We start from the raw sequence: 24672 nt of genomic DNA on the forward strand, positions 1-24672 counted from the left end.
GCGTCTGCGATCATCTGCACCGGCTTGACTGTCGGATGCAGCGCCAATTCCTCCAAAACCGACATGAGTACTGCGGCTAGTAACCAGTCGTTGCGTGCAACTGCGGCTCATTGTAGAATTCACGCAGGGGGGGTAGATCCATGCGTTGGATTGGCACCATCTTTATAACAGCCTTTTTAATACTTGGGCCCGCTCAAGCAGGTCCGTTATTCGATGCGGCAAAGCGGGGCGATACATCGACCGTTATGGCTTTGTTGGAAAGCGGTACCTCGGTCGACGAGCGAGGTCCAAACAAGGCTACTCCCTTGATTGCTGCTGCGTTGGCTGGAAACACCGAAACCGCTGCGACCCTGATCGAGGCAGGGGCTGACGTGATGGCGCGCAACCATAGTGGTTTCACACCGCTTCACGCAGCGGCCTTCGGCGGTAATATTGAGACAGCGCAGTTGCTTCTCGACCAAGGCGCAGATGTGAATGGGCGCATTAACAGGGCCGAAAAATCACCCATCTTCATGGCGGCCGACGAGGGCCATATCGAGATGATCGAGCTGCTGGTCAACAATGGGGCAGATATTGTGACCCTCGATAATGATGGTTTTTCGGTTCTGATCCGAACCATGTTCCGTAAACACTATGATATCGTTGGGCTGCTGAAGCAAAACGGGGCCACGTGCCCTCCGCCAGACGCCTTTGGTCCGGAATTTCACCGCCTGTGCCTGGAAGCAGGCACCTAAGGGAAGGTCAAAAAATGAACTTTCGACTTCTGATAAGCGGCCTGTTTCTTGCAGCCATGACCCTTGGCGCGCAGGCCGATGAGCCCATCAATACTGGACCCTTCGGCGATGTTGCGATCAAAGGCTATGACACTGTCGCTTATTTCACCGAAAACCGCGCGGTGAAAGGATCAAGTGAGTTCGCATATGATTGGCTTGGTACGCCATGGCACTTCAACAGCGCAAATAACCGCGATCTGTTTGTGTCTGACCCAACTAAGTACGCACCGCAATACGGTGGGTATTGCACATTGGGTGTCGGCCTTGGGGCCAACGCGTCTGAGAACATCGACCCTGTAAATTCCTGGCGCATCATTGATGGGAAGCTTTACTTCATATCGGACCCCACTGGTGCAGAAATGCTTGACCATCCGGAAGGGGAAGCGGTGATCGCCAAGGCGGATGCGAATTGGGAGAAGACAAAGCCGCTTGCCGCCAAGGATTACTCTAACTGAAGCGCATCTCGGTTGAGGGTCATCCCTCCGGGCTAAAGTTAAACAAAATGTGCGCGTTGATGTAACTATACGGCAAGCTCGCTTCGCTTGCTTCTTCGGCACTTTTGTAGATCGAGCCACAAGCCGGGCGACCGAGCGCAAGACCGGGTTGTTGTATGCACAATTTGTCATCTTCCACAAAAGCCGATCCAGTGACAAACAATGTGGATGCGCGTAAGGCCATACTTCCGTTCTCTGAAATCTGCAACAAGCCGGGTCCACGGCCTTCGAAGTTTCCCTGCCAGACTTTCCCGTCAATCAGGGCGGTGACCTCGTCGGCAGATAGCTTTTCGCGCGCGCCAGGTCGAAAATCGAAAGGCCATTCCTGCACGCCCGCTCGCAACATTGCATCAATGATCCGATCGAGTTCTTCCTTCTGCCGAAAATGCGCAAACATGACCCTGTAGAGTTGCGCCGAGGTATGCGGCGCAAATCGTGCCACCTCTTGCGCTGTTGATTGCGCCTTTTGAATCTGGCCAGCCTCCGCATAGGCGGCCGCGAGGATGTTGAAGTAATCCTCAATGCCTTGAGAATTGCCCTTTATCTCTTCTAGGATTTCGACGGCACGTTGGGGACGACCGGTGAGAATATGAGACAAGCTTGCGATCTGCCGAGCATAACCCGGCAATAGTGGGTTAAGACGCAGCGCCGTTTCGAAATTCTCAATCGCCTCTTCATGTCGACCGTAAAAGGTTTGAGCGAAGCTCAGCGCAAGATACGCAGACGCTTCACCTGGAGCTTTCTCGACAGACAGTTGCGCCGAACGTATCGCTTCCTCATACCTTCGATCAACAGTTTGCAATTCGCTCAAAACGGCGAAAGGCATCGCGGCATCGGGATCAATTTCCAAGGCGCGCCCAGCATGTTCGTAGGCGCGTTTTCGGGCAACTGGAAACGGCAGCACATCGTCATAGTTGCGGCGCATGACCAATGCCTCGGTACGCGCCTGGGCCGCAAAGGCCCGGGCAAAAGTCGGGTCGATTGCTGTTGCGTCGGAATAGAGTTTCAATGCCTCGCGCAACCCGGGCCGAAAGCCGCTACGAGCGGCCTCTTCGGCCCTCAGGAAGAAGTCGTATGCTTCCAGATCCGTTGTGGGAAGGCGTTCGATCCGTTCCCTCTCGGAAACACTCACATCCACATCCAATTGGTCAATGATCTCGTTGATCAACCCGACTTCAATGGCGAAGATATCGCCTTCGTCTCGCTCCAAACGCTCGGCCCAAAGCGTCTGCCCGCTGCTCACGTCTGTCAGCCGTGCGTTGACCAAAAGCCGTGTACCCGCTCTCCGTACGCTGCCTTCGAGAACGTAGCCAACCCCCAATTCGCGACCGATGGCCCTGCCGTCGATTGTTCGGTCCCGATAGGAAAACGCGGTATTGCTGCCGATTACCATCAGCCCGGCGACTTTCGAGAAATCGGTAATCAGATCGTCCGTGAGCCCGTCGGCCAGGTACCTTTCCTCGTCTGGCAGCCCGAGGTTTTCAAAGGGCAATACGATGAGAGAAGGCAGCGTGTTCTCTGCCACGATCATTTCACTATCAGCGCCGCTAAAACGGGCAACTAAGTCATCACGCAAAACAAAAGCGGCAATTGAAAGAATGGCCGTCACGGCTAACACCGCGACAGCGACGCGAACCTTCAAGCGGGACTTTAGTGAGTAGTTTGAGCCGTTCGGGTCAGCCATCCGAAAGACTGCAAGAGGCTCAGGTATGTTCTTCACCCGATGAATGCCTGCAGGCTCAAACGATCTGCTCACCTTGCCGCGAGTATGTTTGTAAACCTCGCGCGAGATACAGATGCCTCCGGGTTCCGCAAGTGGTTCCAGACGCGCTGCAATATTGACGCCGTCCCCGTAAATGTCGTCACCATCGATAATCAGATCGCCTAGGTTGATACCGATCCGCAATTCGATACGCTGGTTGGGATTAATGGTGGCGTTTCTTTTTCTAACCGCCTCCTGTATCTGGATCGCAGCCTCGACAGCATCAACCACACTCGCAAATTCGGCCAGTAGCCCGTCGCCGATAAGCTTAACGACCCGTCCGTTTTTTTCTTCGATCAAACGGGTCAGGATGTCTTGGCGCACAATGGTCAAACGTTCGAAGGTACCGACCTCATCCTCGGCCATCATACGGCTGAAACCGACGACGTCTGCGGCGAATATGGCGGCAAGCCTGCGTTCCAAGGTTTGCCCCTCTCCTCCAAATTGCGGGCAGTACAGCGAAGGGTAACACTGAAAAAACGTGACTGAAACTGTGCTCGCTCAAAAATTTTTAACTGGGCGGGCGCTTTTCAATCAAAGGCACAGGGGGCAAAGAACCAATTGTCTGAAGCAGCCTAAGGTAGCTGATATCGCCGTACAGGCGCTCAAGCATCTACTGCGAATGACCGAACCGAGCCCAACCTCGCCATCGAAAAATTGCGCTGCACGCGCAGCGCGAACTATGCCGCACTCGCATCGTCGGTGTCTTCGCAAAGTGCCGTGAAAACTGACCATTCGAAAGCCGCGCAGCGAGGGTCTTCTTTGTAACTCACAGGTCGCGGACACCGCGGCCATTGCTCAAGTGGTTGGCAACGACCGCTTTGCTGCCCAAACAGGTTTGGGCGATCCGGGCAAAACCAAGCGACCAGCCCAGTTCAAGGCTCCACACGGCGGGAGAGTTTGCGGATACTCGTTCATAGCGCAGCGAAGATCGACAAGGGGTATTACAGGTCGCTGAGCAAGCCGTCATTTAGTCAATCGGTGGTTCGTAGGGATCCGGTGTTCCTTGGGGGTATCGGAGGATAATCTTCGAATGTGGCGAGGTGCTCCTGTAACTGTGGCAAAGCCTTTTCGGCCGCCCATGTGTGTGGGAAGAGTACGCTTTCACGCTCGTGTGGATCATTCAGAAGATTGTAGACGCGTGGCGTATCGAATGACTCCGTTGCACCAAATGCCGTCGTATTCTCTTTGAAAAGAACTTTCCAGTCCTTCCATTTTACACCGAATATCTGTTCGCCCATGTAGACGATCACGCCTTCTCGGTTTGAGTTTGGTTGGGCACCAAGAAAGAACTTTGACTGATCAATGCCATCAAACGCCCTGTCATCAGGCACCCTGCCCCCAGCAAATGCCGCAAGTGTCGGATAGAGATCCATAGAGTGGACAACATCGTTGCTTTCAGAACCCGCAGGGATCTTTCCTGGCCACTTGATCGCAAAAGGCACCCGCATACTTCCTTCGAGGCTTGTGAACAGAGTGCCGCGCCAAGGTCCGGCGGTACCGTGTACCGCTGGCACGGGCGAGACATTTGCATTTCCAACCGGAAGAGCTTCGGGTCCGTTGTCAGCAGTAAAGATCACGACTGTGTCGTCGGAAACCCCCGCATTCTCAAGCGCATCAATCACGCGTCCGATATAGGTATCTGTCTGAAGCAGAATATCGGCCCAAACCCCGTTTCCGGTGGCGCCATCAAACTCATCGGACACGATGTTTGGATAGTGGGTCTGCGTATATGCAAGATAGATGAAAAACGGCGCGTCTTCGGCACTCTTCGCTTGGATAAATTCGATAGCCTTTTTCGTCAGGTCGCCATCTATCTCACCGCGATAGTCCAGATCGTAGTCCCGCGCGATGGTTGCGGGCTCGCCCGCAACACCTTGCATCACTACGGGCTCTTCCATGTTGGCTTCAGCAAATCCCGGAAGCGTGCGCCAGACTGTAACGTCAGTGGTCTCAACTCCGTAGAATTCGTCGAATCCTTGATTCGTTGGGTAGCGTCCTTCGGTCCATCCAAGGTGCCACTTGCCGTACATGGCTATGTTGTATCCTACATCCTTCAGCATTTCGGCCATCGTGATTTCCCACTGGGTCAAACCGTAGACGCCGCCACCCAGTGGGACCGTATGGTTGCCGCTTCGGATACCGTAACGTCCTGTCATGGTCGCTGCGCGGGACGGTGTGCACTGGCTTTCCACGTTGAAGTTCGTGAGTCGCAATCCTTTCGCCGCGAGGGCGTCCATCTCGGGGGTCGCCGTACCACGGATTATGCCACCCCCGTTGAATCCAGGTTCGCCCCAGCCAAAACTATCCATAAATATGAATACGATGTTGGGTTTGTCCTGAGCTGACGCGCCCGCGGCAAATAAAAAGGACAAGGACAGTAAGACTGTTCGCGATAACCACTTCATAACGGCGCCTCCAATCAAGATCACAGGTTGAAGACTGACGAACCAGGTCACTGTTCGTCAAGAACATCCACTCGGCACTGTATTTTCCACTGGCGGCTGAGCGATCGAGTTATCGGCAAAGCAGCGATCTGGGAACAGCCAAACCTCTCTCTGGATCTCTTGTGCTCAACCGGGAAAACCATAGTTTTCCTTGACGAACAGTCCGTTCAGATGGTGCCATGGGTTGGCATTCAGCTCGGCTGGGAGGTTCAAATGAAGCTTTTTCTGAAGACATCGACAGCAATAATTTCCGCATCATTCATAGCAAGCTCTTCAAATGCTCAAGACGCTGCTCAAGGCGGGCAAGTTGGAGAGATGACAATATCTGTTGATGATATGCGTGAACCCGCACCTGCTGATTTTTCGCCTTATGCAGGTCGAGATTTTCCCACACGCCCGCTGTGGGGAGACACTCACCTGCACACGTCAAACTCGCTCGATGCACGCGGATTTGGCGTCATTCTGAGCCCAGACGATGCCTATAGGTTTGCACGTGGTGAGGAAGTCACAACATCGCATGGCCTGCGCGTGCAGTTATCGCGCCCCCTCGACTGGCTTGTCGTATCTGATCACTCGGACGCAATGGGGGCTATGAACGAGATCGTTGCCGGGAACTCCACTCTGATGCGTGATCCAACCCTTCGAGACTGGAACGAACGCCTCAACGCCGGCGGGGACGTCGCTTTGGGCGCAACCATGGAAGTTATTGAAACCTTTGCGGGCATCACCGGGGATGCTCTGCCTGAAGCTGTTTCAGACCGTAGGTTTGTACAATCCGTATGGGACGAGTTCACACAAACTGCAGATCAACACAACGCCCCTGGTACATTCACTGCTTTCATTGGATACGAATGGACTTCCACCGAAGCTGGAAACAACCTCCATCGCAATGTGATCTACCGCGATGATGCCATTCGCGCTCGGCAATTGTTGCCCTTCACAACAGCAGAAACCTTTAATCCTGAACGTTTGTGGGACTGGATGGAAACATATGAACAGGAGACCGGCGGTCGTGTGCTGGCCCTTGCCCACAATGGCAACGTCTCCAACGGCCTAATGTTTCCGGTTGAGACGAACCCTGAAACGGGTGAACCTTTGACAGAAGATTACGCAGAGCGGCGTGCCAAGTGGGAGCCGATGTATGAGATCACCCAAATCAAAGGTGATGGAGAAGCGCATCCGTTTTTGAGCCCAAACGATGAGTTCGCAGACTATGAAACTTGGGACAAATCCAACCTTGGACCAACGCCCAAAGAAGACTGGATGCTCCAGTACGAATACGCCCGAGAGGCTCTGAAGAACGGGTTGAAGCTTGAGGCTCAACTTGGCACCAACCCATACAAATTTGGAGTGGTAGGTTCGACAGACAGCCATACCGCTCTGGCAACGGCGGAAGAAGACAATTTCTTTGGCAAACACTCTGGCGTCGAACCAGAGCCGGGTCGTTGGCAGCACGTTGTTGGTGAGTTCGATACGACAAGAATTCTTGGGTGGGAAATGGCAGCGTCAGGTTACGCTGCAGTTTGGGCGGAAGATAACACGCGCGAAGCAATATTCGACGCTATGGAACGAAAAGAAGTCTATGGGACAACCGGTAGTCGTATTGCGGTTCGCTTCTTCGGCGGCTGGGACTTTACGGAAGCTGATGCCAAATCTCGACTGCCCGCCGAAGTCGGATATGAAAAAGGCGTTCCGATGGGTGGGGATCTCGCCGACGCGACAGAAGGTGCGGACGCCCCAACATTCTTGGTAGCTGCTCTGAAAGATCCGTTTTCTGGCAATCTCGACCGTGTTCAGATTGTGAAAGGTTGGCTAAATGCCAATGGCGAAACTGAAGAGCGGATCTATGACGTCGCTTGGTCGGGAGACCGGGAGCTTGATGCGGACGGCAAGCTGCCAGCGGTGGGGAACACCGTGGATGTTGCATCGGGCACGTTTACCAATTCGATCGGGTCTCCAGAGCTAATCACTGTTTGGACGGATCCTGAATTCGATCCTTCAGTCAGCGCTTTCTACTATGCCCGTGTCCTGGAGATTCCCACACCGAGGTGGACAATTTACGACGCCGTTCGGTTTGGAGACGAGCTGCCTGCCGACGTGCCTACGTCAACGCAGGAACGCGCTTACACTTCGCCAATTTGGTATACTCCTAAAGGCTGAGATATGCCTACCGGCAGCGCCGTTTCTGCAAAATCCCGGCAGTTCCTGTCGCAGCAGCATTAGGCTGATCCGTTCATGCGAGTTTCTGCCCAGGCTCTTCGCAGGTGTTCTATGCGTGCCAAACAAAGCGAGGGCCTTGGCATTGTGAGTGTCCGGTTCCGAGGAGGGTTCCAGTAGCTCTGCGAACAAAGCGTGCGTTCGCTGCGCCTGTGCGAATAGCCGCATGGACTGACGTATGCTCAAGAACCTAAAGCTGCGACCCAATTGGCAGAATACTTAGAAATCCAGCAACTATGTGATCCCAAGTCGATCCTGTTGGCTCTGATAGATATTCGATAACGTTGCTATCATCGCCTCTTGTTGTCCATTTGAGCTGACCAGCTTTCTCGAGCGTCACGTTATATGTGTATGCCGGCAGAGCGTCGTCCAAGGCACCCATGGTTTGTGCCGTCAATGCCGGCGAGTCTATCAGAATTCCCATCTCGGTGTTGATGTTGACAGACCGCGGGTCCCAGTTGAACGATCCTACGAACAAGTAGCGGTCATCAACGGCAAATGCCTTTGAATGCAAGCCTGATCTGGATTGAGCCCAGTTAACGCCCCGGCGTTGGACCTGATAGGCGTCCGGTCGCAGTTCATAGAGTTCTACCCCACCACGTAGTAATGCACGGCGTTTTTTAGCATAGTGCGCGTAAACGGGTGCAACGTCATTAGATGCAAGCGAATTGGTTACAACCTTTACGTCGACCCCTCGCTTCTCCAGTTCGGTCAACCATTTCACGCCGTTGTTGCGTGGCACGAAATAGGCGGAGACGATGTTCACCTCACTGGAGGCATTCTCAAAGTACGGAAGCAGTTGAGATGCGAGAACGGGGCCTGAGTTCTCAAGCCCGGCGGCTTTTGAAGGCGGATCGGAATAGAGTTTGGCGGGCAGCCAATCTAGTGACAGGGCTCCATCTGCGAAGTTCTCTTGTGCAGACCTTCTGAGCGCAGCGCCGTACTGGGTTCGCTTCGCTTCCTCGACCAGTTCATTCAACTTGCTTCGCGCATCGCTAAGGTCAAATTCCTTTGGTTCGCCCACGACCGCGCGCGCCGGAACTGCGAACTCGCTGTTCCAGTAAGAGTCAAAGCTGCGCGACACCTCGCGCACAACGGGGCCTGCGGCCAGCACATCCAGATCAGCGTAGTTCATTTCTTCCCGCGCGAGAAAGTACTCGGCACCGATGTTTCTCCCACCCACAATCGTGAACACGTTGTCGGCCGTCATGGATTTATTGTGCATTCTGCGATTGATGCGTTTGAAATCCGTCAACCCCGCGATCAACAAGCTTTGTTCGCGCCAAAATGGATTAAAAAGTCTGATTTCAATGTTTTCGTGATTGTCCAACGCTGCGGTCATGGCGTCGTACCCGGATGTATCCATGTCATCCAGCAACAGCCTAACACGTACACCCCGATCTGCCGCTTGCAAAAGACTGGCGGCGAACAGGTGACCGGTTGGGTCGTTGTGCAGAAGGTAGTATTGGGCGTCTATCGTTGTCTCGGCCGCAGCAGCCATCAATAGCCTTGAGACAAGAGCTTCTTCACCGTCACTGATCAGCTTGACCCCCGACCGACCGTCTTTGGGGTCACCAAGCCGGTTGGCCGTCTGACTAAGCGCTGTGCGCGCGTCTGCAGGAAGCGAGGCCGATACGCTCTTTTCGTAGATGCGCGTTTTGGGAGCGCAAGCAACAAGAGTCAGCACACACCAAACACAAACCAAGAACTTCCATCGGGCCATCAGCTTTCTCCATCCCTATGTCCTAGGTGACTACGCCGAGACGGGTGATTGCAACTTTGTTCTCTTAAACATGGGGTTGTTTCTCTGGTTGTTGTTGAATTGGTGAAACCCTCAACTGCCGCATGCAGGTATGTGATTTTGACGCAACCTCATTTCAAACGTACTCTGGCAGCACCAAGCGCAAACGAGGACCATGTCTGAATCCAAACACAGAAATGACTCTGCTGCAGAACCATCGCCGCGTAGTTTTGCCGACGGTATCGGGGTAGCAACAGAGGAATTCAAGATCTCGATGCCAATCGGGGTTGGCGCCGTCCTGGCTGCTTTGGCTTCTTTGGCCACCTGCTATTCCGGGATTTTGCTGACATATTTGGTTGGCTACGAAGCGATTTCCCTAAACCCACATGCGCAAGCTGTGCTTATGTGGGTGTTTGCGTTGTTGGCGGTCAGTTTCTTATGGAGAGACCGAAAACGGCATGCAAAGGAACTTCCACTCGTCCTCGGTGGAATTGCTGCTGCCATCCTGATTGTCACGCTGTATTTCGGCTATGATGAGCGCGTCGAAGCGCTTGCCTATGTGCTTTTGGCGATCGCGGCTTTGCTAAACCAGAACTTCATACTCGATGCCTTGAACCACACGGTTCGCAACCAGACACATGAAATAGAGGCATTGAACGAAAGACTGACCGAGAAGGTAAAGCGCCAGGAAAGCGAGATTGACAGGCTCGGGCGACTCAAACAATTCCTTGCGCCTCAGGTAGCAGAGCTTGTCGTCGAAGAAAACGCTGACGAGCTTCTTAAAACTCATCGTCGATACATCGCTTGCCTATTCTGCGACATCCGGAATTTCACAGCGATTTCCGAGGCGATTGAGCCAGAAGATGTCATTACTCTTCTCCAAAACTTCCACGATGAAGTTGGTCATCTAGTTGCCCAACACAAGGGAACAATCGGATACCGAGCTGGAGATGGGTTGATGGTTTTCTTCAATGATCCGGTTCCCTGCGATCAACCGGTTCTCCAAGCCGTGCGACTGGCCAAGGCAATAAGCGAGACTTTCGACGGAATACGAGCACCCTGGCAGAAACTCGGACACTCGATGGGTTTGGGTATCGGGATCAGCAGCGGTTACGCGACACTTGGGCTTATCGGGTTTCATGGTCGCGCCGACTACACCGCAATCGGCGGAGTGGTGAATACCGCATCCAGGCTTTGCGACTTTGCCAGCGATGGACAGATCCTTTTGAACCAGCGGGCGCTATTGGACATAGAAGAGCATGTGGAGACAGAGAAGTTAGGAGAAAGGGAACTCAAAGGCATCGGTAACCCTGTGCAGATTTTCCGCGTTATCAGTCTCTCTGATCAGGCAAAGTGATGCTCTCTCTTGTTAGGAGTGGACCTGTCACGGAATTGTGCCGCTTCTTTGACTTGGTATTTTGCCACAAAGGAGAGACATCATGGCATCGAAACCAACCCCGATGTTCCACGCCGAAGCATTTCGCATTGCACACTCCAGCGGCCTGAGCCGCTGCCAGGTTGCCGCTGATCTTGATTGGAACCTTCGATCAACCTAGCGTCTATGCACAACAAGCACGAGTTGCCTTCCTGTGATGCATAGGACCAGAACCGAATGAAATGGCCGTATCTAGTGCTGATCTACGTTTTGGTGATCCTATCCCCACTGGCTGCCTCCTGGTCGCTGAACTGGCCCTCGCGACCTTTTCATCAAGAGCTTGCATCAGGTCTTGGAATGCTTGCTTTTTCAATAATCTTGATCGAATTCCTGTTGTCGGGACGGTTCAAATTCATCTCGGGCAACGTGGGTATGGACGTGACCATGCGGGTGCATCAGCTAATGGCGCGAACAGCACTTGGCTTTGCGCTCATACATCCGCTTTTGTATCAGGGCACACCAACTGGCGGGCATCGCCCATGGGACGTGACACATCAACTCACGCTTACGACCGATTTTTCTGCGCTGGTAACGGGCATAGGTGCGTATTTTTTGTTTGTTATTCTGGCCGCCTCAGCGATTTTTCGTAAGTCCCTTGAATGCAAATATGAGACATGGCGCCTGTTTCACGGTCTCGGGGCTTTGGTCCTTGTATGCTTACTGCTGCACCACACGGTATATGCCGGACGCTACGGAGGACATCCGTCACTGTCATATCTTTGGTTTGTACTAACCGGTATTGCGGTCGGAACTTTATTGTATGTCTACCTCGTTCGCCCATTTCGTCAGAGAAAAAGACCTTGGAGCGTCAGTACCGTGTCTCGCCTGACACCGAGGCAATGGGAATTGCGCCTCAAACCTGTTGGTCACAAGGGTCTGACCTATGAAGCAGGTCAGTTTGCGTGGCTGAATGTTGGTCATAGCCCATTCTCGCTAAACGAGAATCCTTTCTCGATCAGTTCGGCACCAGGCGGAGGCCCCGAGGTTTCATTCGTGATAAAAGAGCTTGGGGATTTCACATGCGGCCTTGGGCAAATCGCTCAGCAAACCCCGGTCTATCTAGACGCCCCGCATGGCAACCTGTCGATCAAAAACCGCTCTGAGAATGGCATCGTCCTGATCGCAGGTGGCGTCGGCATCGCACCCATGCTGAGCATATTGCGTCAAGCAAAGTTGTGCGGAAGACCGCGCGATATCAAACTTATCTACGGCAACCGGTTAGTGGAGCAAATTGTCTATCGTGAGGAACTGACCCAAGAAGATACAGTGTTTGTTGTGTCCGAACCGTCAAAAGATTGGCAAGGCGAAATAGGCTTGATCGACGGGCCTCTTTTGGATCGCAACTTGTCGAAAGAGCATTTTGATGGCTGGCTGTTTGTTCTGTGTGGGCCGACTGCCATGATGGACAACGTCGAAGATCACCTGATCGCGCGGGGAACTTCGTCAGAACGGATCTTGTCCGAAAGGTTTGACTATGATTGATCGGTTCAGAAACCAGCCTGCGCGTAAACGGGTGAAGCTGGCGGTCTGGGCCATCAATATTTTGGTTTTCGCCATTGTCCTGGCTTTTTCCATGAGATAACCGGACAGGCTATTCCGCTTTTGGCGACAATTAGGAAACCAGCGCTAAAAGACCCCATAGACCAGCCCAGCATCGAATGATGCGGATAGGTTCAGGTTTTCTTCCGGGAACAAAGCACCAATTGCCGATGTTCGACCAGTCGGGCCTGCCGTGAAATATACCTTCAAAGGCGGCAGATAGGCCGACCGTAGTTGTTGACCCACATCTTTGAAGGCTCTGTGCCACCAGACAGATAAACGCACTCTTAGGCAAAATTGACCGGCGTCATATGCCTAGAGAAACCCTGCTCCGAAAAGCAATATGCTTGTGATAACTCCAAGGATGGGCACGACAGGAGGTACTTGGAAATGCTCGTTCGTTCTATCAGGTTTAGCTTTCAACAGTATCAGCGAGAAGTTGACCAGTACAAAGACCATAAGAACGACCTGAGACGTGCGTTCTGCAAGAACGTCTATTGGAAAGGTTTGGGTCAAGAGCATGATGATCGCCGCGACCAATAGCGTGGCGAAAACAGGTGTCCGTGTTGCTTTAGGCACTACCGCCAGGGTTTTCGGTAGGTAGCCCCGATCTGCGAGGCCATATATCACCCGCGACGCCATGATCATCTGGATCAATACTCCGTTGGCGGTCGCTACTATAGCCACTGCAGAAAAGCCCTTTTTGATCTCGTCAGGCGCGTTTGAGAAGACAAGTGCAAGAGGTGCAGCAGATGTCGAAAGAACATCGATCGGAACCACACGCAAAACTGTCATAGAGGTTCCAAAGTACAATAACGTCGCCAGAATGAGAGTTAGAAAAATCGCTTTCGGGATAGTGTGCAAAGGGTCTTTGACTTCTTCTGCGACATTAGCCATGTCCTCAAAGCCGACAAAGGCAAAGAAGGCTAGAAGTGATCCCGCGAAAATACCTCGCCAGACATCAAGCTCAAGCGCGGGAAGCATCGCACCGATCCGGTATCCCTGCGGATCCTGAATCGTTAGACCCCAACCCATCACGAACAGAAGACCGGCGATTTCGATGATTGTAATAATGGCTGCGATGAGCACCGACTCTGTGATCCCCCAAAGTGCGATGGCAGCCATGATCAACACAACGCCGATGGTCAGGAACGGGATCGCTAAGCCAGTGAGGGCGTGCAGGTATGATGCTGCTCCGATCGCGACGGCTGACGCTGAAATAACTCCCGAGGCCGCGACCGCCAGGCCGACCAAGACTGCCATCCAACTTCTTCGAAGTCCCGCCTCGACATATGCCGCTTCGCCCGCGCTGACTGGAAACCGAGTTGCCAGCTCTGCATACGAAAGCGCAGTAAGCGAAACGACAAGTGCCGCGACAACGAAAGACAAGGCCGCAAACGGCCCAGCAACATCAGCTGTTGCACCGACCAAAACGTAAATACCCGCTCCGATCGTTACGCCAAGGCCATAAAGCGTGAGCAACGGAGTTGTAAGGGCCCGTTTTAGTTTCTGTTCCTTAGGGGCAGTGGAACTCATAAGCGTTTCTCATTGGTCGGTCTGTTTGTAGAAGGGTAGCAAGGTCTTTCTCCGGACACTTCGCCATTGGCGACACATCTTGTTTCGATGATCAAAACCCCATCGAAGTTTACATTTGTCGGCGTCTATGCGAATTCGACGCCGACAGACGACGAAGGGTTCGTAACCGCTCCTGCTGAGCCTCCAGGGGTGGTAGTTCGACCATATCGAAACGATCGTATTTCATTCTATCAGTGGTCTATGGGCTTTGATTTAGGTCAAAGGACACGCGAGTTGGGCCGAACAGCAGCGGTGCGACCGATATGAGCGAGGTCAAAGAACTGACCCCAAGATCGTTTAATCTGGTCGGCAACAGGCTCGGACAGAGGAGAGGCAGATGCCGGTAATTCGCAAGGTTTTGATGTCGCTATTCATTGCAGGAACCGCGGTAGCGCAGGAAGTCAACATTCAGGATGGGAAAGATCTGTTCCGGACCTATTGCTGGCAATGCCACGGTTTCGAAGCGACCGGGGACGGGCCAATGGCTGAGATGCTGGCAATTCGGACACCGAACCTCACCACGTTGGCCTTGGAGAACGCGGGCGTGTTTCCGATAGACAGGGTAGCGGAAAAGATTGATGGTCGGTCACGATTGTTGGCTCATGGAGGAGAAATGCCCATATTTGGCGCGGTTTTCGAGACAGACCAACTGTTCGCGCTGGCTCTACCGAATGGCCAAACAATGATGGTAGGTCTTCCGCTGGCGAATTTGCTTGCTTTTCTTGAATCGGTCCAAGTCGATTAGGAACTGGCCCTGCCGCTATTTGGTATCAGCGGTGCGTCTGATCGAGAAAAGTGTAAGTGGCGGCCCCAACACTTCGAACACCACCGTACTGGCCAGCGTAAAAGCCATGATCGACGCAGCCCAGTGCGGATATTGCTCTCCGGCAACAAGGGCCATACCCACAGCGACTCCGGCCTGCGGCAGTAGCGCTGGACCGTACCAGTAGGCATGGCGAACCGGTAAGCCTCCCAGCCTTGCGCCGCAATAGCCACCAATAAGACGTGCCATTGTGCGCAAGATCAGGAAAAGCACGCCAGCCCACCCCATTAAGCCAAAGGATTCAATATCTAATGTGGCTCCAGCCAGCAAAAAGAACAGGATCATAAATGGCCACTGAATATGTTCGATCTCGTGAAAGGCACGGTCGTGATGCCGGGCAAGATTTCCAATGGTCGCGCCCACGACCATACCTGCTACGAGGAACGAAACCTCAAGCCAAAGTGCAAAGCCTGCCGTGAGAAAGACAATCCCAATCGCTTCAGCCTGCATTGGCTCGCCCGGCTTCAAGCGACCGGTTAGGTAAGCGGATGGCACCCCCAACACAACGCCCAACAAAATGGCCCCGCCGAAATCCCATAGTGCAGTTGTCGTGACCGAAACCCAACCATCCGTATGACCTGCAACCACCAAGGCTATGCTGAAAACCATCAGCCCCCAAACGTCATCAATCGCGACCACACCTTTAAGGGTTTCAGTGAAACCGTTGGATACTCCAGATTGTTGGATCACGTCTGTCATTGCGGCCGGAGCCGTGGCGGTCGCGATTGCGGCCAAGACCAATGCCAACCCTGGGGGAAGCCCAATTGCGGTCAGTCCGCCAGTCACAATGATGATGGTCGCAACCACAATCGAAATTGAGATCGCCAGAATTGCGCGTCCGTGTCGAACCAGGTTCTGCCGCGTCAAAGATCCTCCAAGCAGAAACGCGACCATCGTCAGAGCAACGATCGAAATCTCATCGAACCACATTGCGACATCGCGAGGGATAACCCCCGTTCCTGCATTTCCCGCAATCAAACCAAGAAATAGCAAAGCTGTAACACGCGGAAGATGCGTGGCCCGGCCAAGTTGATCTGCCACCAAACCAGCGAGGAAGAGAACACCGAGAGTAATCAGAAGGCCGGAAACGTTCATAGAAAACCGCGCATTAAGCACTTGTTGGGGTCACTGTAACTCCAATCCAACCCATTAGGAACCAGTGTCCCTGATGACGCAAATAATTGGCCGCCATTAGGTTACAGAAACGTATTTTGGGATTTTGATCTAAGTTAAGGCGGGTTTTCTCAGCATATGGCAATATGAAATCTTCAGGGGATGAGGAGGAAATCGCAATGTCGACACAGAAATCTAACTCAAACTACCCAGCTACTCTTGTAGACATCTTCAAGCAAATGCAGCCGCAAACTGCAGGTAATGCAGCTTTTGGCGCGCAGATAGAACAGTTCTGGGATGCTCAGGAAAAAATGCTGGAAGAAACAGAGGCCTTTGCCCAGCACTGGTTTGAACGGCGCCACATGGCCGTTCGCACGGCTTTGCAGGCCGCGCGCAACGTTTCGTCGGCGAATCCATCTGATCCTTCAGAAGCTTTAAAGAGCATAGCTGAATGGCAGCGTCATTCCTCGGAACGTCTAGTCGCTGATGCTCAGGAATGGTTCGAGACTGTCGCACGTTGTGCGGCATATGTAGCGGAAACCGAAGTTGAGGCTGTAGAGAAAACAGTCGAAGATATTTCGACCGCGACAAAGAGCGCTGGGAAATCGTCGAAGTCTGAACCTGTGTAGCGTTCCTTGTGCTGCAGACGTCTGGCTGAAATAGCAGAAGCTTCCGAATGGAGTTCGTATGTACAAGAACATCCTGATACCTGTCACCCTGGACCATGACACAGGAGCGGCCTTTGAAGCTGCCCGCCAATTGGCCGATGCCAACGCTGTCTTCACCGTCGTACACGTTCAAGAGCCAATACCAGCATATGTTGGATCTCAGATCCCGAACGAAGTGCTTGCGCATACGCGGCATGAAATTCTGGAAAAGCTACATCAAAAAACCTCTGAAATACCCGGGGCTTCGTCACGGCTCATCTCGGGGCATGCGGGTAGAGCGATTGTCGATTTCGCAAATGAAAACGATGTCGATTGCATCGTTTTGGCATCACACAAACCCGGCTTCCAGGACTTGTTCCTGGGCTCAACGGCCAACAGAGTCGTGCATCACGCTAGGTGTTCAGTTCACGTTATCCGATAAGGGCGCATCTGGAGCTCTACGATCAGACGCGCGTGGCAGGGGACGGGCACATTACTGTCAGCCTACTCTGGGCATAGCTGCCGGATGACGTTGAAGAAGATGACCGGTTGGAAGAACAGAGGGCAATGAGATTACGGAAGCAGAACCGCCTTTTGACGCATCTCAAAAGCCGCTCCCGATTTCGCTTGTTCGCTTGCGTGCTCTTCTCAGCTATTTCCCTGATCACAGCGCAAGAATTCCCTGTTTCTTAAAGGACAGGGAATCGCTTTCTAGCCCTCTGTAAAACAGCAGGTAGCCAGAGCAAAATTCACCAGCATTGGCGCATTCGAAGCCCGAACCGCCAGTTTTTCCTGTAAATTCCTCATAAACAGGCCTTTTGAGCCGAGATTGCATAGCTCATGACTACGCGCACTGCCACGACGTCTTAGAATTTCCGTAGAATTCGGCGTCAAAATCCGCATTTGTGTTTAACCACTACGTTGATGGCGGCGTCTGGGTCCGGCGCATAACTTTGGTGGCGCGCCCTCTGCATCTGCACCCAACTGTGACGTTTCGGGTGAATTGCACATACAATATTCATAAGAACTGGCTGCGCGCATGAAAGCTGTTATATTCTTCGGAAAGCTAAAAAAGGGGATAGCTGCGGAAGCTTCTCCAAAACCGGAAACGTCGCAGCAAAATAATTCCCCAAGCCAACAGGGACAGACCAATATGAACAATCGTTTGCGCCAAATCACCATTGTGGGTGGCGGCACCGCTGGCTGGATGACCGCGCTGATCCTCGACATGGTGTTTTCACGCACATCCGCGACCAAGGATCGCCCCCACCTTTGTCTTATCGAAAGCCCCAATATCTCGACAGTGGGTGTCGGTGAGGCGACAGTGCCGCGTATGCCGGTCACGCTAAGGCAAGCCGGTATCACCGAGCGCGACTTTTTTCGTGAGACGAACGCATCGTTCAAACTGGGGGTAAAGTTCTGCAATTGGAACAACGATGCCAAGGGCAATCGCATCGACTATATGAACCCGTTCGCGCATGGTCAGATGCTGGAGGGGCTGGAGGCAGCCGAGTATTTCCTGCGCTTTGGCAATGGTGATCGGGATTTCACTCAGTCGATCTCACCCCATGATGATCTGGCCCGTCTTTGCAAAGGCGCGCGCGAGCTGGGGCAGCCTGAATTCGAACAGCGCTTTGGCTATGCCTACCATCTGGACGCGGTGAAATTCGCAGGAATGCTGACCCGGATCTGCACCAAGCGCGGCGTCGAGCATATTCAGGACGAGGTGCAATCGGTAGAGCTGGATGAACAGGGCAATGTCAGCCATTTGATGCTTGAGGCCAAGGGCCGTCATGACATCGAGATGGTGGTGGATTGTACTGGCTTCCGGGGTTTGATCATCAATCAAGCCTTGGGTGAGCCGTTTCTGGATTACTCGGATTACCTGCCCAACGACCGCGCAATGGCGTTGCAGGTCGAACATCCCGATCCCGAAAAAATCGAAAGCGCCACGCGATCCACGGCCCTTGGGGCTGGGTGGACATGGCGTGTGCCGCTCTTCAATCGTGTGGGAACGGGCTACGTCTATTCGTCGGCGCATCGCTCCGATGATCAAGCCGCCGATGAGTACCTCGAATGGCTAGGGGACAGTGGCAAAGGGCTCACCCCAAGGGTGATACCGATGCGCGTCGGGCGGGTCCGCAATGCCTGGGTCAAAAATTGCCTGGCCATTGGTTTGTCAGGCGGGTTCATCGAGCCGCTGGAAAGCACCGCCATCCATATGATCGACCATGCGATACGTTGGTTTGCAGAACACTTGCCAACGCGAGATATCGCACCTTCGCTGCGCGACAGATACAACCGGCAAATGGACAAGCTTTACAATGAGGTGCTTGAATTTATCTGCCTGCATTATCGCTTGGGCAACCGCACCGACGACCAATATTGGATCGACGCGCGCACCGAGATGAAAATCCCCGACCGGCTGGCCGAAAACCTGGAACTTTGGCAGCACCGCTTGCCGATGCAACATGACGTCGAGTTCGCTACGCTTTTCGATCACCGCGTCTACCAAACGGTTCTGTTGGGCAAGCAATCATACGACACCGGCTATGGAACCGGCATCCGGGATCGCATCCGCCCCTTGAAGAAGCCCATCTGGTTCCAGTGGTGGAAGGGGGCCAAAGTGGATCTTGCGAAGATTCTCAAAACCATGCCGGATCACAAAACGCTACTGCGGGACATCCGTGGTGAGCTGGAAAAACCCGCCTTTGGCAAAGCTTTGGCGCCCAAACCCACCGTGGCCATGCCAGGAGCCACGCCCGCTCCAGCGCTGATCCAGAACATGCCCAATCTGGCAGAGATCCAGAGCGGCAAAAAGGATTTGCAGCTGTTCTAGCACCGCTGTCCGGGCCTATTGATTGGTTCGAGGAAAATCCTCGAACCAATTTGTGTTGCAGGCGGGAGCTTAGGCGCTAGGTCACCACAGATGACAAGCAGGCAAGACACCTCCCTCGGTAAAGTGATCCTGATCCTTGGCGATCAACTGAACCCGGATATCCCGGCGCTTCGGTCGGCTGACCAAAGCAAAGACACCGTTCTGATGGCCGAAGTTGCGGAAGAGGCAAGCTATGCCCCGCATCACAAAAAGAAAATCGCTTTCATCTTCTCGACCATGCGCCATTTCGCGGCGCAGTTGTCTGACGAAGGGTGGCAAGTTCGGTATGTAACCCTGGATGATCCTGAAAACACGGGTTCTATCACGGGTGAGGCCCAGCGCGCCTTGAACGATTTTTCGCTTAGTCGGCTATGCCTGACCGAACCAGCGGAATACCGGTTGAAGACAGCTATCAAAGATTGGGCGGATCAGCAGAACATCCAGCTTGATGTGCTGGACGATGACCGGTTCATCGCGGCACATCAGGAGTTTGAGGATTGGGCCAGAGGTCGCAAGCAATTGCGGATGGAGTATTTCTATCGCGAAATGCGGCGCAAGACGGGTCTTTTGATGGATGGTGCTCAGCCAGAAGGTGGCAAGTGGAATTTCGACTCTGAAAACCGGAAACCCGCATCCGCGAATTTGTTCATGCCGCGCCCGCCTCAAACCCAACCCGACAAGATCACCACAGAGGTGCTGGAGCTTGTAGAGGCTCGGTTTGTTACAAATTTCGGCGAGCTTTATCCGTTTTGGTTCGCCGTGACCCGAACCGGAGCGCTAGAAGCGCTGGACTGTTTCGTAGAGAGCGCCCTGCCCCATTTCGGCGATTATCAGGATGCGATGTTGGAGGGCGAAAGCTTTCTCTACCACTCGGTCCTGTCTCAATACCTAAATGCCGGGCTACTTGGGCCCTTGGAGATCTGTCGGCGGGTCGAAAGCGCCTACTACGAAGGGCAAGCACCGCTGAATGCGGTCGAAGGGTATGTTCGGCAGATCATCGGCTGGCGCGAATTCGTGCGCGGGATCTATTGGCTGAAAATGCCGGGCTACACGCAAAAGAATGTTCTGGGTGCCCACCGCGCATTGCCGGATTTCTATTGGACGGGCCAGACGGATATGGCCTGCATGGCCGCCGCGATCTCCCAAACCCGGCAAGAGGCCTATGCACATCACATTCAGCGCCTGATGATCACCGGGAATTTCGCCATGCTTGCAGGCATTGACCCGCAACAGGTGCATGAATGGTATCTGGCGGTTTATGCAGATGCCTATGAATGGGTCGAGGCCCCGAATGTGATCGGCATGAGCCAGTTTGCCGATGGCGGGCTGCTTGGGTCCAAGCCTTATGCGGCCAGTGGCAACTATATTAATAAGATGTCCGATCACTGCAGCCGTTGCCCCTATGACGTAAAGCAGAAGACCGGGCCCGGAGCCTGCCCTTTCAACCCGCTTTATTGGGATTTTCTTGATCGCAACGCCGAAAAGCTGCGCGGGAACCCTCGGCTGGGGCATGCATATCGCACATGGGATAAGATGACGCCTGAAAAGCAGGCCGACTATCGCGACAGCGCAAAGCAGATACTTGAGGGTCTCTAGCCCGTTCTAACGACGGGATGGGTGTACAGTACGACATCACTCTTCTGAGTGCGGATAGATCAGGATCGCGCGAAAATCGTTCACATTGGTCAATGTGGGGCCGGTCACGACCTGAGAGCCCACGGCCTCGAAAAAACTATGCGCGTCGTTGCGGGCCAAGGCGTCGCCAGGATCAACCCCGGTGCGCGCCGCCGCGTCCAGCGTATGGGGGCCAAAGACCGCACCGGCCACCTCTGCCGCTCCGTCCACACCGTCAGTGTCACAGGCCAGACCCCAAATGCCCGGTTGGCCCTTCAGCGCGATCGCCGCAGCCAGTGCATATTCCGCATTTGGCCCGCCAATCCCCCCCTGATTGCCGCTTACCGTGCATTCCCCGCCCGACAAAAGCGCAATTGGCGCGTCTTGGGGGCCAAGCCCGGCTTGCAGCGACAGCGCCAGCTGCGCATGTTCTGCACCCAACTCACGCGCTTCACCCTCAAGCGCATCCCCCAGAATTCGTAGATCAAATCCCAGCTGTGTCACCTCTTGCCCGGCTGCCGCCAGCGACTGTGACGGGGCCGCGACGACGATGTTTGTGGTTTTGCTGAGCCGTGTGTCATCGGGTGCGACAGTTGTGCTGCTGTTGCGCTGCAAATGCGCCCGTGCCGCAGGCGGCAAATCAATCGAGTGGCGCTCCACAATGTCCCAGACATCCTGAACCGAGGAGGCCTCACCAACCGTGGCCCCCGACCCGATCTCAGCCGGATCGTCCCCCGGGACGTCGGAAACGGCAAGACTGAGGAGCGTCGCAGGATAAGCTGCCGCCGCAAGCTGCCCGCCTTTGACATGAGACAGATGCTTGCGAACGGTGTTCATTGCCCCGATGGGCGCACCCGAAGACAACAACGCGCGGTGCACCTCTTGCTTGTCCGACAGCGTCAGATCCCCCGCCGGGGCGCAAAGCAGCGCCGATGCGCCGCCGGACATCAGCGCCAGAACAAAATCGTCTTCACCAAGTGATGCAACCAGTGCCAGCAACTGTGCTGTGGCATCCTGACCGGCCTCATCTGCCACCGGGTGGCTTGCTTCGATGACCTGAACGCCCTGGGTGGGTCGTGCATACCCGTACCGCGTGATGATCAATCCCTCACACGGGCCCCAAACATGCTCAACCGCTTCGGCCATACGTGCCGACGCCTTCCCTGCGCCAATGACGACCACGCGCCCGGGCGGTTTTTCGGGCAGTTGTGCCGGGATAACCTGCATCGGATCCGCTGTCGCGACAGCAGTGGAAAACATCGATCGCAAAAGCGATTCGGGTTCGGCCATATCAGCCTCCTTAACTCTGGTCGCAACTGACCGATCACCAATCGCCATCAACGTCTCCGCCGGATACGCGCATCTTGTGAGCGATTGGAAACACAGCACAAAACTAGGTCAACTGTGGACAGCAGATAGCGGTCTGCCCAACCTTAGGTCAACACTCATGCCGCAGAACGAGGCAAAGTCACGAACTGATCGCTCAGCCACGGGTACTGCGTTTGCATGGGTTCGACAAAATACTGAGTTATCAGGGCTTGCAGAGTCTTGTGGATCAGGCGCGACGTTGATGCGGGATAGACGTCGGTCGTAAACAAAGAAACGGTGCGGATAAACCCCTTGCCAGGCAACGGGGCGACCCTGGTTTGCCCGTGGAACTCTTTCGCCCTCAGATAGCTGCCAACCGTCGTGATCGTCCAGCCACTGCCTTCGGCCACCAGACCGATGATCGCAGGGTTGCACTCCAACTCGAACCGGTTCGGTAAATTTATCTTGCTGCGCGACAACTGAATCTCGATCAGCTGCCCGATCGTCAGATCTCGGGAATAGCGCAAGAAAGGAAGCGTTGTATCAGCGCTGCGTAAATCGTCAAAGCTGCCCTGAAACTGAGACGGCAATACAATCACAAACGGGTCACGCATCAACGGGTATTCGATAAGGCCTTTGACATTCCCAGCCGGTCGCGTCGCGACACCCACATCCAGTTTCTGTGCCTGCAGTTTTTCGATGATCTCATGGCTGGGGCGCGTGAAGTGGCGAAAATTGCAGCGCGGCAGAGCAGAGGAAAGGTATCGGAACAGCTCTGGCGTCACCGAGTTGTCGAAATCGTCGATCAGCCCAAGGCGCAGGTCGGTAGCATGCTGCCAACTGCCCGAGCGGATCTCGACCTCGCCCCGTCTTAGGGCTGTGAGACCTTCATTGACATGGCGTGCAAACACGGTTCCCGCTGGCGTCAACCCCATCGGTCTGCGGCTGTGATCGACGAGTTCAACCTCCAACGCATCCTCAAGACTGCGCAAATGGTTCGAGACCGTGCTAACCGAAAGACCCGCCTCTTCGGAAACCTTTTGGACAGAACCGAGTTTCGAAATTAGACTGAAAATCTCGAGCCATCTCAAACTGAGAGCTTTTCTGGTCATCTGCCCTATCCCTGGCCACATCAATACGAGAAAACCGAAACAGAGTTTCGCATTTCCCGCAATGAAAAAATTAGTTCCCTGTTTGCGGTAGCCGCGTCTATGCTTTTTCAATGACCCGAAATCCTGGGGTCGCAAAAAGCGAACAGCTATAATCTACAGGGAGAACACAATCAAAATGTTCAAGAAATATCTGCTTTCGACGGTATGTGCCGCGGCGGCTGCGGTGTCTGCTTCTCAGGCTTCAGCGGCGGATGAAATCACTGTTGCCTACTTCTTGGAATGGCCAATGCCCTTCCAGTATGCCAAAGCCAATGGCACCTACGAAGAAGAAATGGGCGTCAAGATCAACTGGGTATCCTTTGACACCGGCACCGCGATGTCGGCTGCAATGGCTTCGGGCGATGTCCAAATCGCCGTGAGCCAGGGCGTACCGCCTTTTGTTGTCGCCACCTCTGCCGGTCAGGATCTGCAAGCCGTTGACGTTGCCGTAAGCTATTCGGAAAACGACAACTGCGTTGTTGCCGAAGCTCTGGAAATCGACAAAACCAACGCGGGTGAACTGAACGGCAAGAAGGTCGGTGTACCGATCGGAACCGCCGCCCACTATGGTTTCCTGTCTCAGATGGAACACTTCGGTGTTGATCTCAGCTCGCTGGAAATCGTTGACATGGCTCCTGCAGATGGTGCAGCTGCCTTTGCTCAGGGCAACCTGGACATGGTCTGCGGTTGGGGTGGAGCGCTGCGCCGCATGACCGAACACGGTAACGTTCTGCTGACCGGTGCTGAAAAAGAAGAACTGGGTATCCTCGTCTTTGACGTAACGAGCGCGCCTTCGTCCTTTGTAGAGGAAGAGCCTGAGCTGCTGGCCAAGTTCCTCGAGATCACTGCAGCCGCGAACGCGGAATGGAATGCGGGTGACAACCAGGATGCCATGCTGGAGGTCATCGCCAAGGATGCCGGTATGGATCTTGCCGATGCAAAAGCAACGATCGCAACATTCTCGTTCCCGTCTGCCGAAGAACAGCTGTCGGAAAAATGGCTGGGTGGTGGCGCTCAGGACTTCATGAAAGGCGTGGCAAACGTCTTTGTCTCGGCTGGTAGCATCGATTCAGCCTTGGACACATATGAAAGTGCGGTGAACGCGGCGCCGTTGGCCGCAGCGTCCAACTAAGACAACCAAGCAAAGTTCTGGGG

Annotated in this window: 18 protein-coding genes; 11 read left to right on the plus strand and 7 right to left on the minus strand. The window is 54.1% G+C overall.

What is annotated here, in order from left to right:
• The first annotated feature begins 140 nt into the window (after positions 1-140).
• On the plus strand, positions 141-734 hold the full coding sequence (locus GOW40_RS20070; RefSeq protein ID WP_171133678.1) for an ankyrin repeat domain-containing protein: 594 nt from the start codon (positions 141-143) through the stop codon (positions 732-734).
• 14 nt (positions 735-748) lie between these two features.
• Complete coding sequence (locus tag GOW40_RS20075) at positions 749-1228, plus strand: YHS domain-containing (seleno)protein (RefSeq protein ID WP_171133677.1); 480 nt, start codon at positions 749-751, stop codon at positions 1226-1228.
• 19 nt (positions 1229-1247) lie between these two features.
• Here the strand turns inward: GOW40_RS20075 and GOW40_RS20080 are convergent, their stop codons facing one another.
• Both GOW40_RS20080 and GOW40_RS20085 read right to left on the minus strand, forming a co-directional pair.
• Positions 1248-3452 (minus strand): adenylate/guanylate cyclase domain-containing protein, encoded by a 2205-nt coding sequence (locus GOW40_RS20080; protein WP_256367881.1) that lies wholly within the window; start codon positions 3450-3452, stop codon positions 1248-1250.
• Positions 3453-4003: 551 nt separating this feature from the next.
• Positions 4004-5488 (minus strand): arylsulfatase, encoded by a 1485-nt coding sequence (locus tag GOW40_RS20085; protein WP_217352332.1) that lies wholly within the window; start codon positions 5486-5488, stop codon positions 4004-4006.
• A 201-nt stretch (positions 5489-5689) separates the two neighbouring features.
• Here GOW40_RS20085 and GOW40_RS20090 point away from each other — a divergent pair, with 201 nt between their 5' ends.
• Positions 5690-7636, plus strand: coding sequence for a DUF3604 domain-containing protein (locus GOW40_RS20090; protein ID WP_217352333.1), 1947 nt, complete (start codon positions 5690-5692; stop codon positions 7634-7636).
• A 247-nt stretch (positions 7637-7883) separates the two neighbouring features.
• On the opposite strand, the gene GOW40_RS20095 is transcribed toward GOW40_RS20090, so the two are convergent.
• The gene (locus tag GOW40_RS20095) at positions 7884-9194 is read right to left on the minus strand and encodes a phospholipase D family protein (RefSeq protein WP_254444527.1); all 1311 of its coding nucleotides are present in this window, start codon (positions 9192-9194) and stop codon (positions 7884-7886) included.
• A 415-nt stretch (positions 9195-9609) separates the two neighbouring features.
• Between GOW40_RS20095 and GOW40_RS20100 the strand changes: the two genes are divergently transcribed.
• Both GOW40_RS20100 and GOW40_RS20105 read left to right on the plus strand, forming a co-directional pair.
• Entirely contained in the window at positions 9610-10791 is a 1182-nt protein-coding gene (locus GOW40_RS20100; RefSeq protein ID WP_171133674.1) for an adenylate/guanylate cyclase domain-containing protein, read from the plus strand.
• 255 nt (positions 10792-11046) lie between these two features.
• Positions 11047-12351: a ferric reductase-like transmembrane domain-containing protein gene (locus GOW40_RS20105; RefSeq protein WP_171231135.1), complete on the plus strand. Its 1305-nt coding sequence runs from the start codon at positions 11047-11049 to the stop codon at positions 12349-12351.
• A gap of 372 nt (positions 12352-12723) precedes the next feature.
• Here GOW40_RS20105 and GOW40_RS20110 read toward each other — a convergent pair whose 3' ends face one another.
• Positions 12724-13944 carry an APC family permease gene (locus GOW40_RS20110; RefSeq protein WP_171133672.1) on the minus strand — a complete coding sequence of 407 codons (1221 nt, stop codon included), beginning with the start codon at positions 13942-13944 and terminating at the stop codon, positions 12724-12726.
• Positions 13945-14344: 400 nt separating this feature from the next.
• On the opposite strand from GOW40_RS20110, the gene GOW40_RS20115 reads away from it, so the two are divergent.
• Complete coding sequence (locus GOW40_RS20115; RefSeq protein WP_254444531.1) at positions 14345-14728, plus strand: c-type cytochrome; 384 nt, start codon at positions 14345-14347, stop codon at positions 14726-14728.
• Positions 14729-14743: 15 nt separating this feature from the next.
• Here GOW40_RS20115 and GOW40_RS20120 read toward each other — a convergent pair whose 3' ends face one another.
• Complete coding sequence (locus tag GOW40_RS20120; protein ID WP_171133670.1) at positions 14744-15901, minus strand: cation:proton antiporter; 1158 nt, start codon at positions 15899-15901, stop codon at positions 14744-14746.
• A gap of 197 nt (positions 15902-16098) precedes the next feature.
• Between GOW40_RS20120 and GOW40_RS20125 the strand changes: the two genes are divergently transcribed.
• The 4 genes from GOW40_RS20125 to GOW40_RS20140 all read left to right on the plus strand — a co-directional run bounded on the left by GOW40_RS20125 (position 16099) and on the right by GOW40_RS20140 (position 21040).
• Positions 16099-16548 (plus strand): phasin family protein, encoded by a 450-nt coding sequence (locus GOW40_RS20125; protein WP_171133669.1) that lies wholly within the window; start codon positions 16099-16101, stop codon positions 16546-16548.
• 58 nt (positions 16549-16606) lie between these two features.
• A complete protein-coding gene (locus GOW40_RS20130) occupies positions 16607-17008 on the plus strand; it encodes a universal stress protein (protein ID WP_171133668.1) in 402 nt (133 codons plus the stop codon).
• A 711-nt stretch (positions 17009-17719) separates the two neighbouring features.
• On the plus strand, positions 17720-19405 hold the full coding sequence (locus GOW40_RS20135; protein WP_171133667.1) for a tryptophan halogenase family protein: 1686 nt from the start codon (positions 17720-17722) through the stop codon (positions 19403-19405).
• 90 nt (positions 19406-19495) lie between these two features.
• Complete coding sequence (locus GOW40_RS20140) at positions 19496-21040, plus strand: cryptochrome/photolyase family protein (RefSeq protein WP_171133666.1); 1545 nt, start codon at positions 19496-19498, stop codon at positions 21038-21040.
• Positions 21041-21076: 36 nt separating this feature from the next.
• Here the strand turns inward: GOW40_RS20140 and GOW40_RS20145 are convergent, their stop codons facing one another.
• Entirely contained in the window at positions 21077-22348 is a 1272-nt protein-coding gene (locus GOW40_RS20145) for a glycerate kinase (protein ID WP_171133665.1), read from the minus strand.
• A gap of 155 nt (positions 22349-22503) precedes the next feature.
• Positions 22504-23478, minus strand: a complete 975-nt coding sequence (locus tag GOW40_RS20150) for a LysR family transcriptional regulator (protein WP_171103485.1) — start codon at positions 23476-23478, stop codon at positions 22504-22506.
• Between the two features lie 175 nt (positions 23479-23653).
• On the opposite strand from GOW40_RS20150, the gene GOW40_RS20155 reads away from it, so the two are divergent.
• Positions 23654-24649, plus strand: coding sequence for an ABC transporter substrate-binding protein (locus GOW40_RS20155; RefSeq protein ID WP_171133664.1), 996 nt, complete (start codon positions 23654-23656; stop codon positions 24647-24649).
• Positions 24650-24672: the final 23 nt, after the last annotated feature.

Origin of the sequence: Ruegeria sp. HKCCA6707, from assembly GCF_013033515.1 — a bacterium.
Lineage (GTDB): Bacteria > Pseudomonadota > Alphaproteobacteria > Rhodobacterales > Rhodobacteraceae > Ruegeria.

Coding starts and splice junctions, on each gene's coding strand:
- GOW40_RS20070 (WP_171133678.1), top strand. CDS start 141: ATGCGTTGGATTGGCACCATCTTTATAACAGCCTTTTTAATACTTGGG.
- GOW40_RS20075 (WP_171133677.1), top strand. CDS start 749: ATGAACTTTCGACTTCTGATAAGCGGCCTGTTTCTTGCAGCCATGACC.
- GOW40_RS20090 (WP_217352333.1), top strand. CDS start 5,690: ATGAAGCTTTTTCTGAAGACATCGACAGCAATAATTTCCGCATCATTC.
- GOW40_RS20095 (WP_254444527.1), bottom strand. CDS start 9,194: ATGGCTGCTGCGGCCGAGACAACGATAGACGCCCAATACTACCTTCTG.
- GOW40_RS20100 (WP_171133674.1), top strand. CDS start 9,610: ATGTCTGAATCCAAACACAGAAATGACTCTGCTGCAGAACCATCGCCG.
- GOW40_RS20105 (WP_171231135.1), top strand. CDS start 11,047: ATGAAATGGCCGTATCTAGTGCTGATCTACGTTTTGGTGATCCTATCC.
- GOW40_RS20110 (WP_171133672.1), bottom strand. CDS start 13,944: ATGAGTTCCACTGCCCCTAAGGAACAGAAACTAAAACGGGCCCTTACA.
- GOW40_RS20115 (WP_254444531.1), top strand. CDS start 14,345: ATGTCGCTATTCATTGCAGGAACCGCGGTAGCGCAGGAAGTCAACATT.
- GOW40_RS20120 (WP_171133670.1), bottom strand. CDS start 15,901: ATGAACGTTTCCGGCCTTCTGATTACTCTCGGTGTTCTCTTCCTCGCT.
- GOW40_RS20125 (WP_171133669.1), top strand. CDS start 16,099: ATGTCGACACAGAAATCTAACTCAAACTACCCAGCTACTCTTGTAGAC.
- GOW40_RS20130 (WP_171133668.1), top strand. CDS start 16,607: ATGTACAAGAACATCCTGATACCTGTCACCCTGGACCATGACACAGGA.
- GOW40_RS20135 (WP_171133667.1), top strand. CDS start 17,720: ATGAACAATCGTTTGCGCCAAATCACCATTGTGGGTGGCGGCACCGCT.
- GOW40_RS20140 (WP_171133666.1), top strand. CDS start 19,496: ATGACAAGCAGGCAAGACACCTCCCTCGGTAAAGTGATCCTGATCCTT.
- GOW40_RS20145 (WP_171133665.1), bottom strand. CDS start 22,348: ATGGCCGAACCCGAATCGCTTTTGCGATCGATGTTTTCCACTGCTGTC.
- GOW40_RS20150 (WP_171103485.1), bottom strand. CDS start 23,478: ATGACCAGAAAAGCTCTCAGTTTGAGATGGCTCGAGATTTTCAGTCTA.
- GOW40_RS20155 (WP_171133664.1), top strand. CDS start 23,654: ATGTTCAAGAAATATCTGCTTTCGACGGTATGTGCCGCGGCGGCTGCG.